This is a genomic window from Methanothermobacter marburgensis str. Marburg, from assembly GCF_000145295.1.
GTDB lineage: Archaea > Methanobacteriota > Methanobacteria > Methanobacteriales > Methanothermobacteraceae > Methanothermobacter > Methanothermobacter marburgensis.
In genome coordinates this window covers 1,464,906-1,481,286 of record NC_014408.1, presented here as the reverse complement: position 1 = coordinate 1,481,286, position 16,381 = coordinate 1,464,906, and the positions used below count along the sequence as shown (strand labels likewise).

18 protein-coding genes are annotated in these 16,381 nt (G+C 47.1%); 12 read left to right on the top strand and 6 right to left on the bottom strand.

Features of this window, described 5'->3' with window-relative positions:
* Window positions 1–57: 57 nt before the first annotated feature.
* The 9 genes from MTBMA_RS07850 to coaBC all read left to right on the top strand — a co-directional run bounded on the left by MTBMA_RS07850 (window position 58) and on the right by coaBC (window position 7,861).
* On the top strand, window positions 58–999 hold the full coding sequence (locus MTBMA_RS07850; protein ID WP_013296398.1) for a CBS domain-containing protein: 942 nt from the start codon (window positions 58–60) through the stop codon (window positions 997–999).
* Between the two features lie 8 nt (window positions 1,000–1,007).
* Window positions 1,008–1,844, top strand: a complete 837-nt coding sequence (locus MTBMA_RS07845; protein ID WP_013296397.1) for a CBS domain-containing protein — start codon at window positions 1,008–1,010, stop codon at window positions 1,842–1,844.
* A 9-nt stretch (window positions 1,845–1,853) separates the two neighbouring features.
* Window positions 1,854–2,672 (top strand): CBS domain-containing protein, encoded by an 819-nt coding sequence (locus tag MTBMA_RS07840; protein ID WP_013296396.1) that lies wholly within the window; start codon window positions 1,854–1,856, stop codon window positions 2,670–2,672.
* 59 nt (window positions 2,673–2,731) lie between these two features.
* Window positions 2,732–3,868: an RNA ligase gene (locus MTBMA_RS07835; RefSeq protein WP_013296395.1), complete on the top strand. Its 1,137-nt coding sequence runs from the start codon at window positions 2,732–2,734 to the stop codon at window positions 3,866–3,868.
* On the top strand, window positions 3,868–4,689 hold the full coding sequence (gene pheA / locus MTBMA_RS07830; RefSeq protein ID WP_013296394.1) for a prephenate dehydratase: 822 nt from the start codon (window positions 3,868–3,870) through the stop codon (window positions 4,687–4,689). Before MTBMA_RS07835 ends, pheA begins: the two co-directional genes overlap by 1 nt.
* Before the next feature lie 149 nt (window positions 4,690–4,838).
* Complete coding sequence (locus MTBMA_RS07825) at window positions 4,839–5,441, top strand: hypothetical protein (RefSeq protein ID WP_013296393.1); 603 nt, start codon at window positions 4,839–4,841, stop codon at window positions 5,439–5,441.
* 15 nt (window positions 5,442–5,456) lie between these two features.
* Entirely contained in the window at window positions 5,457–5,981 is a 525-nt protein-coding gene (locus MTBMA_RS07820; protein WP_013296392.1) for a PsbP-related protein, read from the top strand.
* A gap of 214 nt (window positions 5,982–6,195) precedes the next feature.
* Window positions 6,196–6,693, top strand: a complete 498-nt coding sequence (locus MTBMA_RS07815; protein WP_013296391.1) for a transcription elongation factor NusA — start codon at window positions 6,196–6,198, stop codon at window positions 6,691–6,693.
* 10 nt (window positions 6,694–6,703) lie between these two features.
* Window positions 6,704–7,861 carry a bifunctional phosphopantothenoylcysteine decarboxylase/phosphopantothenate--cysteine ligase CoaBC gene (coaBC, locus tag MTBMA_RS07810; RefSeq protein WP_013296390.1) on the top strand — a complete coding sequence of 386 codons (1,158 nt, stop codon included), beginning with the start codon at window positions 6,704–6,706 and terminating at the stop codon, window positions 7,859–7,861.
* A gap of 193 nt (window positions 7,862–8,054) precedes the next feature.
* On the opposite strand, the gene MTBMA_RS07805 is transcribed toward coaBC, so the two are convergent.
* Window positions 8,055–8,720: a fibrillarin-like rRNA/tRNA 2'-O-methyltransferase gene (locus MTBMA_RS07805; protein ID WP_013296389.1), complete on the bottom strand. Its 666-nt coding sequence runs from the start codon at window positions 8,718–8,720 to the stop codon at window positions 8,055–8,057.
* A gap of 21 nt (window positions 8,721–8,741) precedes the next feature.
* Window positions 8,742–9,851, bottom strand: a complete 1,110-nt coding sequence (locus tag MTBMA_RS07800) for an NOP5/NOP56 family protein (protein ID WP_013296388.1) — start codon at window positions 9,849–9,851, stop codon at window positions 8,742–8,744.
* Between the two features lie 51 nt (window positions 9,852–9,902).
* Between MTBMA_RS07800 and MTBMA_RS07795 the strand changes: the two genes are divergently transcribed.
* The 3 genes from MTBMA_RS07795 to MTBMA_RS07785 are packed head-to-tail and all read left to right on the top strand — an operon-like array spanning window position 9,903 to window position 12,630.
* Complete coding sequence (locus tag MTBMA_RS07795; RefSeq protein ID WP_013296387.1) at window positions 9,903–10,811, top strand: dihydroorotate dehydrogenase; 909 nt, start codon at window positions 9,903–9,905, stop codon at window positions 10,809–10,811.
* Between the two features lie 4 nt (window positions 10,812–10,815).
* Window positions 10,816–11,610, top strand: coding sequence for a dihydroorotate dehydrogenase electron transfer subunit (locus MTBMA_RS07790; protein WP_013296386.1), 795 nt, complete (start codon window positions 10,816–10,818; stop codon window positions 11,608–11,610).
* 12 nt (window positions 11,611–11,622) lie between these two features.
* Window positions 11,623–12,630 carry an AI-2E family transporter gene (locus MTBMA_RS07785; protein WP_013296385.1) on the top strand — a complete coding sequence of 336 codons (1,008 nt, stop codon included), beginning with the start codon at window positions 11,623–11,625 and terminating at the stop codon, window positions 12,628–12,630.
* A gap of 860 nt (window positions 12,631–13,490) precedes the next feature.
* Here MTBMA_RS07785 and MTBMA_RS07775 read toward each other — a convergent pair.
* The 4 genes from MTBMA_RS07775 to MTBMA_RS07760 are packed head-to-tail and all read right to left on the bottom strand — an operon-like array spanning window position 13,491 to window position 16,361.
* Window positions 13,491–14,651 (bottom strand): tetratricopeptide repeat protein, encoded by a 1,161-nt coding sequence (locus MTBMA_RS07775; RefSeq protein ID WP_013296382.1) that lies wholly within the window; start codon window positions 14,649–14,651, stop codon window positions 13,491–13,493.
* Window positions 14,648–15,088 (bottom strand): hypothetical protein, encoded by a 441-nt coding sequence (locus MTBMA_RS07770; RefSeq protein WP_238523368.1) that lies wholly within the window; start codon window positions 15,086–15,088, stop codon window positions 14,648–14,650. Before MTBMA_RS07770 ends, MTBMA_RS07775 begins: the two co-directional genes overlap by 4 nt.
* A gap of 27 nt (window positions 15,089–15,115) precedes the next feature.
* Entirely contained in the window at window positions 15,116–15,766 is a 651-nt protein-coding gene (locus MTBMA_RS07765; protein WP_048901234.1) for a tetratricopeptide repeat protein, read from the bottom strand.
* A complete protein-coding gene (locus MTBMA_RS07760) occupies window positions 15,741–16,361 on the bottom strand; it encodes a hypothetical protein (protein ID WP_048901233.1) in 621 nt (206 codons plus the stop codon). Before MTBMA_RS07760 ends, MTBMA_RS07765 begins: the two co-directional genes overlap by 26 nt.
* Window positions 16,362–16,381 lie beyond the last annotated feature (20 nt).

Here is a 16,381-nt window from a genome sequence, read left to right as displayed (position 1 = left end):
GTTTGGGTAATAACGATACTTACTTCATGTAAGTATATCTCCCAGAGAGGTGTGTAAATGAGAAAAAAAGACACCATAAACCTGGTAAAGTCTAGGGACCGTGGTCCCATTGAATTCGAGAGCAGAAACTTCGACCATGAAGGCGATGTCATGACAATCGCCGGGAAGGAAGTAATTTCCATACCACAGACAGCCACCATCAAGGAAGCAGCGGAGATAATGGTTAAGAACAAATTCAGGAGGCTTCCCATAACAAACCCCGGAACAGGGAAGCTCCAGGGAATAGTAACGACCATGGACATCCTGGACTTTTTAGGAGGGGGAGATAAATTCAAGATCCTGGATAACAAATACGATGATAACTTCCTCGCAGCAGTCAACGAACCGGTTAAGAGTATAATGACACGTGATGTCATCCACATAACCACCAGGGACTCCATATCAGATGCGGTTACCATGATGCTGGAAAACAGTGTCGGCGCCCTGCCGGTTGTGGATGATGAGGGGAGAATAGCAGGTATAGTATCCGAGAGGGACTTCGTGCTCCTCATGGCAGGTGTATTCATCGATGAGGTCACTGAGGATCACATGACACCCGATGTTATAACAACAACACCTGGAACACCGATAGAAGGGGCCTCCAAGATAATGGTAAGAAACAGGCTCAGGAGGATACCTGTTGTTGGTGAGGAGCGAAGAACACCCCACCCAGAGGATGAAAAACTTGTTGGAATTGTTACCTCCACCGATATACTCGAGTTCCTTGGAAGGAACCAGGCATTCAACTCAATGAAGACCAACAGTGCCGAGGAGGTTCTCGCCACACCTGTCACCGAAATCATGGAAAGGGAGGTCTGCACCGTCACATCATCAACCACCCTTGGAGAGGTCTGTGAGATCATGGAGAAACATGGAATTGGCGGTCTGCCGGTGGTGGACTATGGAAACCTCAGGGGAATCATAACAGAGAGCGACCTTCTGAGGGCAATAACAGGTTAGGTGGTCCCATGAACGTTGGAAGTATAATGACAGATGAAGTCTTTGTCATGGAAGACACACAGCAGGTTGCATACGCCAGGAACCTCATGTTAAGGCATGGGATAAGCAGGGTAGTCGTCGTGGACTCCGAGGGGAAACCAGCAGGTATCGTCACAGAGACAGACATAACAAGGAAGCTGAGAATTGATGGACCAGCATGGAAGAGGAGACCCATAGATAAGATATCAATAAGAAGGGTCATGAACGAGAACCCCATCAGCGTGGATATCAACGCCACTCCAAGGGAAGCCGCCGACCTGATGCTCAAGAAGAAAATAGGCTCACTCCTTGTGATGGAGGGGGAGGAACTTGCAGGCATCATAACCAAGAGGGACCTTCTCAGATTCTTCAAGGACAGATGCGCCGGCAGATGGAAGGTTGAGGATTTAATGACCCGGGATGTTAAAACTGTGACAGCCAACCATACACTGGCCCATGTTATAGATGTCATGGAGGAGAACGGCATATCAAGAGTTGTTGTAACCGGGAACGGGGCTGTTGAGGGAATAATAACCTCTGAGAACCTCTCATTTGCAACATTTGAGGACCCTGAGAGGGGCATACCTGTTGAAAGGGTCTACTTCATAAGCCGCGCATCCGAGGAGAAGAGGAGGGCCAGGACAATCGCAATGTTAACTGCAGGCGATATAATGACCGAGGACGTCATAACAGTCGAACCCTCAGCCGATGCGTCAGAGGCGGCTTCAGTGATGCTTGATAACGGCATAAGCGGACTGCCAGTTGTTGAGGATGATGAACTGGTGGGAATAATAACAAAAACAGATATAATAAGCGGGATACAGTAGGTGGAGAGTATGATAATTAAAAATATCATGTCAGAGGATCCTGTCTGCATCGATAAGGACCAGAACGTCTGCGACGCCCTTCGATTGATGGGCAAGAAAAACGTGTCAAGGCTCCTTGTCATCAACACAAACAGCGAACATGAGAGGGAACTTGTGGGGATAGTCACCGAGAAGGATATAGCCATAAAACTGGGATCATCAAGGTACGGAAATATGGCCCCATCCCACTTCCACGTCTCAACGGTCATGACAGGGGAACTCATAACCGCGGATCCAGACATGGACGCAGGAAACGCAGCAAGTCTCATGCTCGAGAACAACATAGGGAGCCTGCCTGTTATCCTTGATGGCGAGATACTAGGAATCGTGACCAAATCAGACATCCTTGATATATGCAGGGGAAGGGCCTATGAGAAGTACACTGCAGGCGATGTGATGAGCACAGAGATGATAACAGTATCCCCCCAGGAGAGGGTTGTCCATGCAAGGAGGATGATGATTGATGCGGGCATAGGACGGCTACTGGTAATGGATGGAGGGGAACTCGCCGGTATCCTCACCGCAAAGGACATGACACGTGCAGTTATAAACTTCAGGAAGGTGGTCCCGGATAAGCACAAACCATCAAGGATAAGAAACCTTCTAGTTGAGGATATAATGAAACAGAACGTCAGGACCGTTGAGGCAGACACGCCGGTAACGGATCTTGCATCAATGATGATGGAGACAGGTTACGGCGGCTTCCCAGTGGTGGACGGCGAACTTGAGGGTATAGTTACAAAGACGGACATCCTTGACCTCATAGTTGAGATAGAGGGTGTCTTCTAATCCTTTATTTTTTGAATAAACTCAAGACACATGCTTACTGAATGATCAGCGTGAATCTGATGAATACAGACATTCCTTTCCATGAGATCACAGAGAAAACAGGGATTCCCTCTGCAAGGCTGAAAGATGGGCTTGACAGGGGCGCCATCAGGGTCACTGAAGAGGGTGGTATGAACGCCCTGCTTTTCAAAAAGTCCCTCATGGACCTTGAGGCAGGCACGGTGATCTACACTGGAGATGAGGTTGAGGTTATCCGGGGGTTTCCGAAGATCAGGAGGACACTTCTGCTCTCCCCCACCCTGATGGAACACTTCAGGGACAGCGTTGCAGTGGAGGAGAAGATGAACGGCTACAATGTCCGCATAACACGCCTTTCGTCCGGGGATACGGTTGCAATCACACGGGGAGGCCATGTATGCCCCTTCACAACCAGGAAGGCACTGGAACTCATGGACCTTGACGGGTTCTTCTCTGACCATGCGGACCTTGTTGTATGCGGTGAAATGGTTGGAAGGGACAACCCCTATGTTTCACAGGACTACCCCGAGGTGGGGCCACTGGGCTTCAGGGTCTTTGACCTCAGGGAGAAGAACACCAACAGACCCCTCCCAATAAAGGAGAAGAGGGACCTTCTTGAATCCTACGGTCTTCCACCTGTATGTTTATTTGGAATTTACCCTGTCGAGGATGCTGCAGAGGAAGTTGCAGACATAATACGAACCCTGGGGAAGGAGGGAAGGGAGGGGGTTGTTATGAAGGACCCCTCCATGGATTTACCACCCCTCAAGTACACGTCATCCCAGGCACATGCACGGGAACTTGCATATGCCTTCAGCTACCCCTTTGACTTCGGGAGGCCATTCTTCTTCAGCAGGGTTATAAGGGAGGGGTTCCAGGCCTATGAACTGGATGAGTCAGATGAGGAAACCCTTGAGAGGGCCCACCGCCTTGGAGAGGCAATAATATACCCCATGCTTGAGAGGATAAAGGCCATAGCAGACGGTGAGGCCGCCTACGAGGACACGGTCATTGATGTGGATGACATGGAGACCGCCGAGGATTTCATAAGGCACCTCGTGCATCTCGGTGTCTCAGCAACCCTCGCAGATTACAGGGACGGTAAGGCCACGGTGAGACGATTCTACCAGGCAACAACAGACAGGATAAACAACTACCTGGAGGGGGGCCTCTACTGATGGCAGGGGAATCCATAGCCTACCTTGGACCCGAGGGGACATTCACCGAGGAGGCAGCACTCCATATTGGTGAGGAACTTCTGGCCTTTGACTCCATACTTGAGGTTCTGGGGGCGGTGGCATCAGGTAAGGCTTCAAGGGGGGTTGTCCCCATTGAGAACTCAATTGAGGGGCCGGTTGGGGTAACACTTGACCTTCTGGCATGGGAATATGATCTGTGCATAGAGAGGGAGATAATACTGAGGGTGAGGCACAACCTCCTTGTCAACAGTGGTGTATCCCTGGGGGAGGTGAGGGAGGTTTACTCGCACCCCCAGTCCCTTGCACAGTGCCGGCGGTTCCTGGAGAAACTGGGGGTCACAACACATTCAGCACCCAGCACAGCGGCAGCAGCCAGGACGATAGTGGGGAGAAGGGAACTTGCGGCGATAGGGACCCTGAGAGCCGCTGATATCTATGGCCTTGATGTGATCGCAGAGGACATACAAGACTTTGACCCCAACTTCACAAGGTTCATAGTCCTCTCAGAGAAGGATCATGAGCCAACAGGAAAGGACAAGACCTCCATAGTCTTTTCCCTGGCAGAGGACAGACCAGGGGGACTTTATGAAGTCCTGGGATTCTTTGCAGAGCATGGTGTGAACCTCACAAAGATAGAGTCCAGACCCTCAAAGAGGGGGCTTGGCAAGTACATATTCTTCATAGATTTTGAGGGGCACAGGAAGGACGCCGTAATAATGGACGTGCTTGATTGTATAGCTGATAGAACACCTTTCTTTAAAATTCTGGGGTCCTATCCAGAGGAAACTGTTTATGAATAGTTCTTTTGATTTTCCAGGGACCTCAGCAGACTTCAGTATAAACTTACTTTTCTATCGTGTCCGGGAATGTTCCATGCCATATAAATTATATATACCCGGCTGTTCAATATAGATCCAGTTGATTATCATTGATTTATCAGGAGATGATTATGATTAGTCCGGATAAGAAAATCCTCCTGAGACAGCTTAAGAAACTTGAAAGGGACCTTGAAGAGGGTAATATTTCAAGGAAGAAATACAGTGAACTGAAGGAACAGTACACGAAGGAACTTGAAACAATTGAGGCAGTTGAAAACATAAGGCGGCTTCAGGGGCAGAAAACCCCGGAAAAACCCCTCGACCACTGGGTGGAGGAATCACGGAAAAAGAAGGAGGAAGAGGAGAGGGAGGAACTCGTCAGAAGGTACGTCAAGACAGAGGAGGTCAAGGAAAGGAGGGGTCCGAATCTGTCGCTCATAGGTGCCATAATAATTGTGGCGGCGTTCTTCTTTGGAACGGGATTCGGGCTGTACTTCATGAACCTGAAGGAGGAAACCCCTGTTACAGGAACCGTTACTGTGAACGAAACAGCGTTCCCATCCTTCAACAACACCGTCAAAAATGTGACTGTAACTTCCACCACAAACAGGACCCCCACCAACACAACACCCACCACTCCAACAACACCAGAAAAGCCTTCAACACCCACCACTCCAACAACCCCTGATAATCAGGGGACCGGTGGAGGGGAGAATCCACCATCATCACCATGAGAGTGAGGAAACTGCATGAGGAAACACTGGCTCATCCTTTTCATAATAATGGTTGTTGCGGTGTCAGGATGCACGTCACCGGACAGTAACTCTGAGAACCAGACCAAGAGGTTCTCAGGAAACAATATTTCATTTGAGTACCCATCCAGCTGGGTGACAGCCAATTCACTGGCAAACGAAACAGTCGCAGCCGTCGGGGACCCGGCATCAGTTGATTCATCTGGACTTGCACAGGTCTCAGTTGTGATCCAGTCAAGGGAACTAGAGGGTAACCTCTATGATATGTACAGGGACAACTATGATACACTGTTCACCAACTCCAGTTACAGGAGGGTCTCAGAGACAAACACGACCATAGGTGGTTACCAGGCAATAGAGAATGTCTACCTTGTCCTTGATGGGGTACAGAAGAAGCAGAGAGCCATCTGGATACAGAACAACAGAAGGGTCTATGTGATACTCTGCACAGCCCCGGCTGACAGGTTCGACGCTGAAAGGAAGAACTTCGACCTTATCGTGAACAGCCTCAGATTTATTTAACTCCACTCTTCTTTCTTTAGGGATACACCAAAACTATAAATTTATATTTATCAAAATATTATTAAATTATAAGGGTCACTGCAGTGATAAATGGGCTCTTTTTATTTTATCTCCAGAGGTTTAAAGACTGTGACGGGTTTTTAAACCGGGATTTACAGGTGTGGCCTTGCTCACGATAACCACGGTAATCACTAAAGAAAAGGAGGAAGAAGGAATGGTATTGCCAATATGCGATGTCTGTCTTAAAAGCGGAATTTTATGTCAGGGCTGTGAAAATAAACTTAAAACAGGGGAGGTAACTCAGACTGAACTGGAGATCTCAAAGGTTCTATACAGGATTGGAGAGGGAAAACTCGGATTTAAAAGGGCCATAGACCTTGATGGAATAGTTATAATCATAACGGAGTCTGATGAGGTGGGAAAACTGATAGGCAAGGGCGGTAAAATCGTAAGGGCAATATCAAGGGCTCTGGGCAAGAAGGTGAGGGTGGTCGGTGAGAACTCTGACCTCAAATCAGTTGCAGAGGATGTCCTTGCACCTGCAAGGATTTCAGGGATCAACATAGTATTTGGAAAGGACGGTGAGGAACGCTTCAAGATCAGGGTTATGCGGGAGGATGCAAGGAGGGTTCCAGGAAAACTTGAAACCCTCAACGAGATAATAGAAATGCTGACCGGCGAAAAAACGGTTGTTGTTATAGATGACACATGATGGGGATGGAATGGAGATAGTACTTTGCGTTACAGGAAGCGTTGCCGCCATTGAGGCGGTTAAACTCGCAAGGGAACTGAGAAGGCAGGGCGCCAGTGTCACCTGTTTCATGAGTGAGGACGCCTGCAGAATAATACACCCCTATGCAATGGAGTTCGCCACAGGAAGCAAACCCATCCTTGAACTTACAGGGGAGATAGAGCACGTTAAGTACGCCGACGCAGACCTAATCCTGGTGGCCCCTGCAACAGCCAACATCATAGGTAAACTTGCCTTTAAGCTGGCCGACAACCCCATATCATCCCTTCTCCTCACGGCATCAGGGATGGGGACCCCAATAGTTATGGTCCCATCAATGCATGAGGCCATGTATGCCGCTGCAAAGGGGAACATGCGAAGGCTGAGGGATGAGGGTGTTGTCTTTGTTGAGCCCCGCATGGATGAGGGGAAGGCCAAGTTCCCTGACATCAACACGATAGTACTTGAGGCGATGAGGCAGACCTCAAAGCAGAGGTTGAGGGGTAAAAGGGTCCTCATAAGCCTTGGCGGAACATATGAGCCAATAGATCCAGTCAGGGGCATTACAAACAGAAGTTCAGGTAAGATGGGTCTTGCGGTTGCACGAAGGGCATACATTGAGGGTGCCGACGTCACACTCCTGGCAGGTATCATCTCAGTGGATATCCCCCAGCAGTTCACAGTTATAGGGACTGAGACAGCGGATTCCATGGCATCAGCAGTCAGGGAACTTATAGGGGAACATGATGTATTCGTATCGGCTGCAGCCGTCGCTGACTTCAAACCCACCTACACAGAGAGGAAGATATCCTCAGATGGAGAACTCACACTCACACTTAAACCAAACCCCAAGATCATAAAAATTGCAAGGGAACTTAACCCCGACGCACTTATTGTTGGATTCAAGGCCGAGTACGATGTCCCCAGGGATGAACTTATCAGATCTGCAGAGAAGCAGATGCAGGAGGCTGGTGTGGATATCGTCGTTGCAAATGACGTTTCAGTTGAGGGGTTCGGCTCAGACAGCAACATGGCCATCATAGTCTCAGATGAAGCACTGGAACTTCCTGTAATGAGCAAGGATGACCTCGCATCCCTAATAATTGATGAGATTGCAGGGAAACTTGAAGAAAAGGAACGAAATTCTTGATAAGCTTAAAAAATAATGCTTTCACTCATTTTATTTCAGCAGAAATCAGAAAAATGGAGTTATTCACTCCAGGTTATTGTGTTGCAACAATAACCCGGAGGTGAAATTATGGCCTTCAGTTGGGATTAAAATTATGTAACTAACCCAATATATACCTTTTTTACTAAAAATCTGTTAAAAAATCATATGAATTTCAATCACTTCTTTTAACAAGAACAGCCATATGGTCCTTCTCGTAGGGATTAAGGCCCACCTGGTCCATCACCTGGAAATCTGAGTCCCTGAGTTTCCTTACCTCCTCACGGAAGATCTTACGGGGGCTCCTTGTAACATCTATGCTCCTGGCCTTTATCATTATGAGACCGTAGCCATCATCCCTCAGGAAATATTCCATATTCTCGGCGAACAACCGGGTCTGGTCTGGCTGTGCAATGTCACAGTAGACGAGGTCAGCCGCCTCAACCATCCTGAGGTAATCTCTGGGCCTTGAAGCGTCCTCGAGAAGCGGCAGCATGTTCATACGGGCACTGCACACCTCCAGAAGCTCCCTCATCATCCTGGGTGAAAATTCAACGCAGTATACCCTGCCGTCTGTCACAATATCAGAGATGTGTGAGGCTGTTGTTCCGGCCGAAGCCCCAAGATACAGTACCCGGCAACTGGCTTTCAGGCTGAAGCCTCTGAGACCATTGTGAATGGCGGCTGCAAGTTTGGACCGCCTGGGATCCCAGACCCGGTACTCCCGGCCACCCCACTCTATGAGCTTCTCCCCATAGACCCTCACACCGGGATTGGGGTTCACTGTGAGGAGCGAGTCATTCATCATAAAAACACCATCAAGGCCCTTAACACGTTTCACTGGACACACCCTCCACTCTGATTATCTTTTCCTCTGGAACCTCTTCCTTTTGACGGGAGGTTTCTTGTTTTTATTTTTTATGAATTCAAATCTCTCATTGAAACTTTCAATGATCTCTGGATCGAATTCCCCGCTGAAAACATCCTTTCTCACTGCGATTACTATTTTACCGGCAAGAAGCCTTGCAACCCTGCCCCTTATCCACCATGGTGATGACCGTATGGAGGGGTGCTGAAAGATCACCCCATGCTTTGGGGGCCTGGCATTTGATTTGAGATGCCTGAAGAGGGCCTTCTCAGCCCCAAGGACCTGTACAGTGGATGAGGGGAGCATGGCAAGTTCCCTGAGGCCACCTGCATGTGCAATAAGCCTTGCCCCAACATTCGCACCTGCAAGTGCCCTGAGGTTGGGGGCGAGCTTCTCCATTTTGAGGTCAATGTACCTCTCGGTGTCCTGCCTCAGCCTCTGGAGTCTCCTGATACTCTCTGCAAGGTCCATGAAGATATGGAGGTCCTCGCTGCTGATATCCGAACCTATGCTTTCCTCCACATCCATCCTGAAATTTTCAAGTATCCTGTCCCGGTCACCGTACCTGGCAACCAGCTCAACGTACTGCTCATGGCTCCTCACACCATCCAGTTCAGGGAAGTGAAGGGAATACCACTCCCTCAGCCTCTCTATCAGTTTCCCGATCTCCTCGTCCAGTTCATCAAGGGCATTTATGGCCTGTATGAGGAACCTGTCAGATTCCCTGAGGGACTCCCTCAGTTTTTCCCGGGTTGCCGAGATGAGGGCGCTGTGTATGAATCTGGATGGGGGGATATCAGTGATTGATTCCAGTATCTCATCGAGGTTCTCCCTCAGATGGACTCCGGCGGCTGATGGCATTTCAAACCTGATTTTACCAAATTCAGAGTATGCAGGGGATGGTTCAGCCTCAACAACAACCTCATCGTATTCACCAAGGAGCCTTTCAAGTATCCTCCTCTCCTCAGGTGTGATACCTCCCATCTGTGATTCGCTGAGCCTGCTGGCCACATCATCCAGCGGGAAAGTTTCATAATCTATGACTTTCAGATCTTCACTGAAGGCAACAAAACCAGCAACGCAGCCTGTGAGATAACACTTCATAGGGGTACATCTATAGGTGGTGACTATAAATATATTTAGAAGGTGTTTTTCATGCTGAGGACCAGGATATGTAATATTGAGCTCAGGAATCCAACCATGCTTGCTGCGGGAGTTATGGGGAGCATGGCTTCATCCCTCAACAGGGTCTACCGTGCAGGTGCAGGGGCCGTTGTAACCAAATCCTTTTCACTGGAACCCAATGAGGGCTATAAAAATCCCACCACAGTGGAGGTTACCGGCGGGATCATAAATGCCATAGGCCTATCAAATCCTGGAGTTGAGGCATTTAAAGAGGAGCTCAGGGGGGTGGATGATGATGTGCCCCTCATAGCATCCATCTACGGGTCTTCACCGGAGGAATTTGCCAGGGTGGCGGCTTCAGTGGAGGACTACGTGGACATGATCGAACTCAACGTGTCCTGTCCCCACGCCATGGCGGGTTGCGGGGCTTCCATAGGACAGGATGCCGGGCTGACATTCAGGGTGGTATCGGCTGTAAAGGATGCTGTGGGCGTGCCGGTATCCACCAAGCTCACACCAAACGTTACAGACATCGTTGAGATAGCAAAAAGCGCAGAGGATGCAGGTTCAGATGCCCTGACCCTCATAAACTCCCTTGGTCCCGGGATGAAGATCGATATAAAAACAGCAAAACCTGTACTCTCCAATGCCTTTGGGGGAATGTCTGGTCCCGCCATAAAACCCGTGGCTGTAAGGTGCGTCTATGATGTTTACCGCAGTGTTGAGATCCCAATAATTGGCGCCGGTGGCGTCAGGGACTTCAGAGACGCGGTTGAATTTCTCTTTGCAGGTGCAGTGGCCGTTCAGGTGGGTACAGCCATAATGTATGATGGCCCCGAGATCTTCATGGGGATATGCAGGGGCCTTGAAAGGTTCATGATCGAGGAGGGCTTCTCATCGGTTGATGAGATGGTTGGACTGGCCCATGAGGGGGTGTGATTTCATGGGAAATGTTCCAGAGCTTCTTGAAATTAAGGGTATAGTTGAGGAATCTGAGACCGTCAGGACATTCATATTTGACTGGGACTTCAGGAGGGAAATAGTGCCCGGACAGTTCGTCATGGTCTGGAATTTCAGCGACGAGAAACCCATGTCAGTCTCACTCATTGACCATAAGAGGTCTGAGATCGGCATATCCATAAGGAGGGTTGGTGAATTCACATCAGCGGTCCATGAACTGGACGAGGGAGACCTCCTGGGGGTCAGGGGACCCTATGGAAGGGGTTTTGAACTCATGGGAAGAAACCTGATCCTTGTGGGCGGCGGGATAGGTATGGCACCCCTTGCAGCCCTTGCAGAGGAGGCTGTGGCACGGGGCATGAATGTGGATGCGGTTGTGGCTGCAAGGACATCAGATGAGCTTCTCTTCACAGAGAGGCTTGAGAATGCAGGTGTTAATATCCATACATGTACAGATGATGGAACCTGCGGGTTTCAGGGATTTGCACATGAACGCCTTTCTGAAATGGATGGAGAATATGACATGGCGGCTGTGTGCGGTCCAGAACCCATGATGTTCCATGTGAAGGCGGTGCTTGATGAGAGGGGGATACCGACCCAGTTTTCCCTTGAGAGGTACATGAAGTGTGCCGTGGGTATCTGCGGCCAGTGCTGCGTCGACGGGACAGGGTGGAGGGTCTGTGCCGAGGGTCCTGTCTTCTGGGACCATGAATTACGGGGTGTCGGTGAATTTGGCAGGTACAGGAGGGACGCTGCCGGCCGGAGAATCAGCTGGTAATGTGGTGGTTTCATGATTGAGAGGCTCAGGGGCACCATCACATCTGCTTCATTCCTTGTACTTGCACTGATACTTCTATCGGCCATTGTAATCTATCCCATCTGGACCATGCTCTTCCTGGGGGCTGTGTTCGCCTACATTGTAAGGCCGGTGGCTTTAAGGATAAATGAGAGGATACCCTACCTCTCGGTCTCAATAATCATCGCCATGATCGTTGTTATAATGCCCCTTATTGGTATAGTGGTTTTTACCGTGGATTCCCTCATAAACTCCACCCCCTCACTCATAACCCTTGCAAGGGGCTTTGATATCCCCTACCTTCCGGGACAGCTCCAGAGTTCCGGGGGCACCCTGGGGGCTTTGAGGGGTATTTTAACCGACATACTGAGAGGATCCATCAACTATGTGATTGATGTGATACAGTCAGTCCCCATGATAGCCCTGCAGCTCTTCATATTCCTCTCATCAACATTCTACTTTGCAAGGGATGGTGAAAGGCTCCTTTCATATATAAGGGGCATCATACCCACTGAAGCCAAGCCCTTCATGAGGAGGATGGCCTCTGAGACAGAACGTGTGCTCATGAGCATATTCTATGGCCACTTCCTCACAGCGCTCCTCATAGGCATCATGGCGGGGCTCGGCTTTCACCTCCTGGGCTACCCCTACGCCATAGTCCTCGGTATAATAACCGGGATATTTCAGCTCATACCGGTTATAGGTCCATGGGCTGCCTACACCCCCCTTGCCATCTATGACTTGGTGACCGGGAATATCCTCAGGGGGGTTCTGGTCCTCATATTCGGGATATTCCTCAGCACAATCGACATATACCTCCGGCCAAAGCTTTCAGGTAAGTATGCTGATATACACCCCATGATATTCCTTGTGGGTTTCCTTGGGGGCCCGGTCGTATGGGGTGTTGCCGGGTTCATAGTGGGGCCACTGGTCCTGGGGCTTGCCTACGCGGCCCTTGAGGCCTACCGGCTTGGAGAATCAGCTGCTGAGGAGAACCAGTGAACATAAAGTGTCATGCTTATTCCGGTTATTTCGTAATATTACAGCATCATGATAATTGCACATCATGTTAGTTATGATAATTCATTTACATGTCTCCCGTGTTTTGTTAAGCAGGAGCACCTGGAAGAACAATTATAAGTAGTAAAAATATTATAAACGTGAGGGTTTCAATTGCCCCTTTTTCTTCTCATTTAAACGCTCTCTTAGACCTAAGATAATAGGAGTACAAAATTTATCATTAAAAGAAACACTAACAATAATCTGACCTGTGCCTGCATCACTGCATATGATCTAATGGCCAGCAAAGTTACTGGAACCGTGAAAGATGACAAAATAACCGCAATATAATAAAGAAGCCTATGTATCGAGCATCATCCCACCTCAAACTACATCAGGGTTCTTCGGTATTTCAATATAGTGTATACAATGATCCTCACCAACATAAGCCCTAACCTCATAACCATAGAATGACCCTGGATGATACGATACTTCCAGTATTCCCTAGGTAGGTAATGGTCCCTTATCCTAAGAATCAAATCACCTTCACCTATAATTACACCTATAAAACCTAGATTGAGTTCCACACTAGTAGCAAGAGCTTTAACACCACCAATAGTTATTATACCTTCTACAACATCCCATGGAATGTATGTTTGATGTTCCACGATAAATTCTTTGATGCTGCCTGTTTGGAGTTTATGTAGGCTATTGTTGTTGCATATGCTGCCATTTTAACTTGGTGGCCTACCAAGCCATAACCGAGTATAAAGGTTATGGGGTTGTGTGGGGGGAGTTGCATTGAAGCTATAAGACTCATAAAAGCTTTTTTCGCGCTGTTCTTTAAGCCTTCAAAGGTGCTGTTACCCTAAGGGTGACTTTGGCCTTTCATTTGGAGTTCTTTCAGGGCTTTTTTTGTAGGACTTTTTTGGTGTTTTCCAAGTTTTTGTAGTGTTTTGTTTTGGGGGGTTTAGTTTGAGGGCTTGCTTGTGGCATTTCAGGGCTTCCTCTGGTTTTTTGAGGTCTTCCAGGATTATTCCTTTCCATTTCCATGCATCTGCGAATTCTGGGTTTATTTCAAGGGCTTTTTCAAAACATTCCAGTGCCTCCTCATATTTTCCAAGTTTCCTGAGGAGTACTCCCTTGTTAGCCCATGTTTCGTCGTTTTCTAGGTTTATTTCTAAGGCTTTTTCATAGCATTCCAATGCCTCATCATATCTCTTAAGTTCTTCAAGGACTACTCCTTTGTTGTTCCATGCTTTTGCATTTTTTTGGTTTATTTCTAAGGCTTTTTCATAACATTCTATTGCTTTTTCAGGTTTACCGATTGTGTCAAGGAGCGCTCCTTTGTTGTTCCATGTTCCATCGTCTTCTGGATCTATTTGTAGTGCCCTTTCATAGCATTCCAATGCCTCATCATATCTCTTAAGTTCTTCAAGAATTAGTGCTTTGTTGTACCATGCCTCTACGAATTCTGCGTTTATCTGTAATGCTTTTTCATAGCATTCCAATGCCTCCTCATATTTTCCAAGACTACGTAATCCGTTACCTTTATTATACCATGCTTTTGCATTTTTTTGGTTTATTTCTAAGGCTTTTTCATAACATTCTATTGCTTTTTCAGGTTTACCGATTGTGTCAAGGAGCGCTCCTTTGTTGTTCCATGTTCCATCGTCTTCTGGATCTATTTGTAGTGCCCTTTCATAGCATTCCAATGCCTCATCATATCTCTTAAGTTCTTTAAGGACTACTCCTTTGTTGTTCCATGCTTCTGCTAGTTTTGGATTGTTTTTGAGGATTTTTTCATAACATTCTAAGGCTTTCTCTGGTCTTTTGAGTTTTAGTAGTGTCATTGCATTATAGTGCAAGATTTCCGGGTCGTTTGGACTCGCCTTGAGGGCTTTCCTGAATTCTTTAAGAGCTTCTTTGTATTTTCCCTGTTTTAGGCTTGATCGGCCCCCGCTGAGGTGCCATCCAGCTTTTCCGCTGGCCATCCAATCCTTTATCTTCTTAAGGGGGTTCATGCTCCAGCCTCTCTCAACTTCTTTTCTAGGTAGTTTTTGAATCCTAGTATGCATGCCTCTATCGCCTCGCGATTCTCATATGTTAACAGGGCCGCAACGCCCATCCCGGTGCCTATTATAGTGCTTCCATGTTTTATGGCCTCCACAACATCCCCATCCTTTAAAGCCTCCTTGAACAGCTTCCATTCATCCCTCATGAATTTACCTAAATTATTTATAGCCCTTTCTATATCGTCGGGATCGCCACCAACACTACCACTGCTAACCGCCCTTAGAGTATCTACGGCTTCTCTATACTCATTTACCATTCTACGGGTCCATCCGTCTGACTGTCTTGATAGTATTTCAAGATAGTTTTGTATTGGTTGTGTGTCTCCTGTTAGTAATGTGTAGGTGATGAATGTTGGCAGACCACCTGGTGTTGGTAGTATGGTCATCATTGCGACATTTTCGAGGTTGTAACATCAGGCTTTTTCTTGGTTTTTAAGTTTTTTGTGAAGTGCTGCTTTGGTTTTGTGTAATAGTTTGTTTTTTGGGTTTATTTTGAGTGCTTTGTCGAAGCATTTTAGGGCTTTTTTGTATTTGCCGATTTTGGATAATGTTATTCCCTTGTAAGTTAATGTTTCAATGCTTTTTGGGTTTATTTCTAGGGCTTTGTTGTAGCATTCTAGTGCTTCTTCATATTTGCCCAGCTCCTGGAGGGTTGTTCCTTTGTTGTTCCATGCTTCTATAAGTTCAGGGTTTATTTCTAGGGCTTTGTTGTAGCATTTTAGGGCTTTTTTGTATTTTTTAAGTTCTTTTAGTATTATTCCTTTGTTGTTCCATGCTTCTGCATATTCCGGATTTATTTTTAATGCCTTGTCATAATATTTTAAAGCTTTTTGGTATTCTTTGTTTTGGGTGAAACAGAATCCTATGTTGAATAAATCTTTCTCAGTTTTTGATATGAGGAGCCTATAGACATTTATGGCTTTTTCATACTCTTCTTTTTCAATTAATCCCAACGCGATTTTTCCTAGAGAATATTCTATGAAAATGAAGACTACACTTAATAGAAATATAAATAATATGACTGCATTTAAATCCAATTTAATCTCCTCCAGTTTCTTTTTCAAGAACGGCCTTCACAAATTCCTTAAAGCCACTCACCACCCACGAACCAACCGTTATTCCTCCAGCAATAAGCTCAATACCATATTTCACAACATCCACAATATCTCCCCTCTTAAGAGAGTTATAGAACCTCACATATCTATCACGGAAAAACCCGAGAATATCTCCTCTTTTCCCATCGGGTCCTATTAAACTATTTGGATCTAAACTATTCTGAAGCTCTTTTATCACATTATCCAAGACTTCATTAGGATCCGTTATCTTCTTTAAAAGTAATTCAAAGTATGTAGCATCCTTACTCAACCATGCATACGCCATAGCAAGAGGTATGCCACCTGGTGTTAGTAGTGTCATTATTGCGGCGTCTTTGATGTATGGTAGCCATTCAGGATGCTCCATGATAATATATGCGGCCAGGGTAACAGCCAAACTCAAACCAAGGGTTTCTGGGGCTGAAAGCACACCCAGTTCAAGCACAGCAGCCTCGGCTGTTGAAACACCAGCAACACCAATAAATTTCCACCAACCACTCCAATTCAAAATTTCATTCCCAAGTTTTTTGGCTAGTTCTGTTTGTTGGTGGTAGTATGCTCCCATAATATTCCTGTTTTATGGTC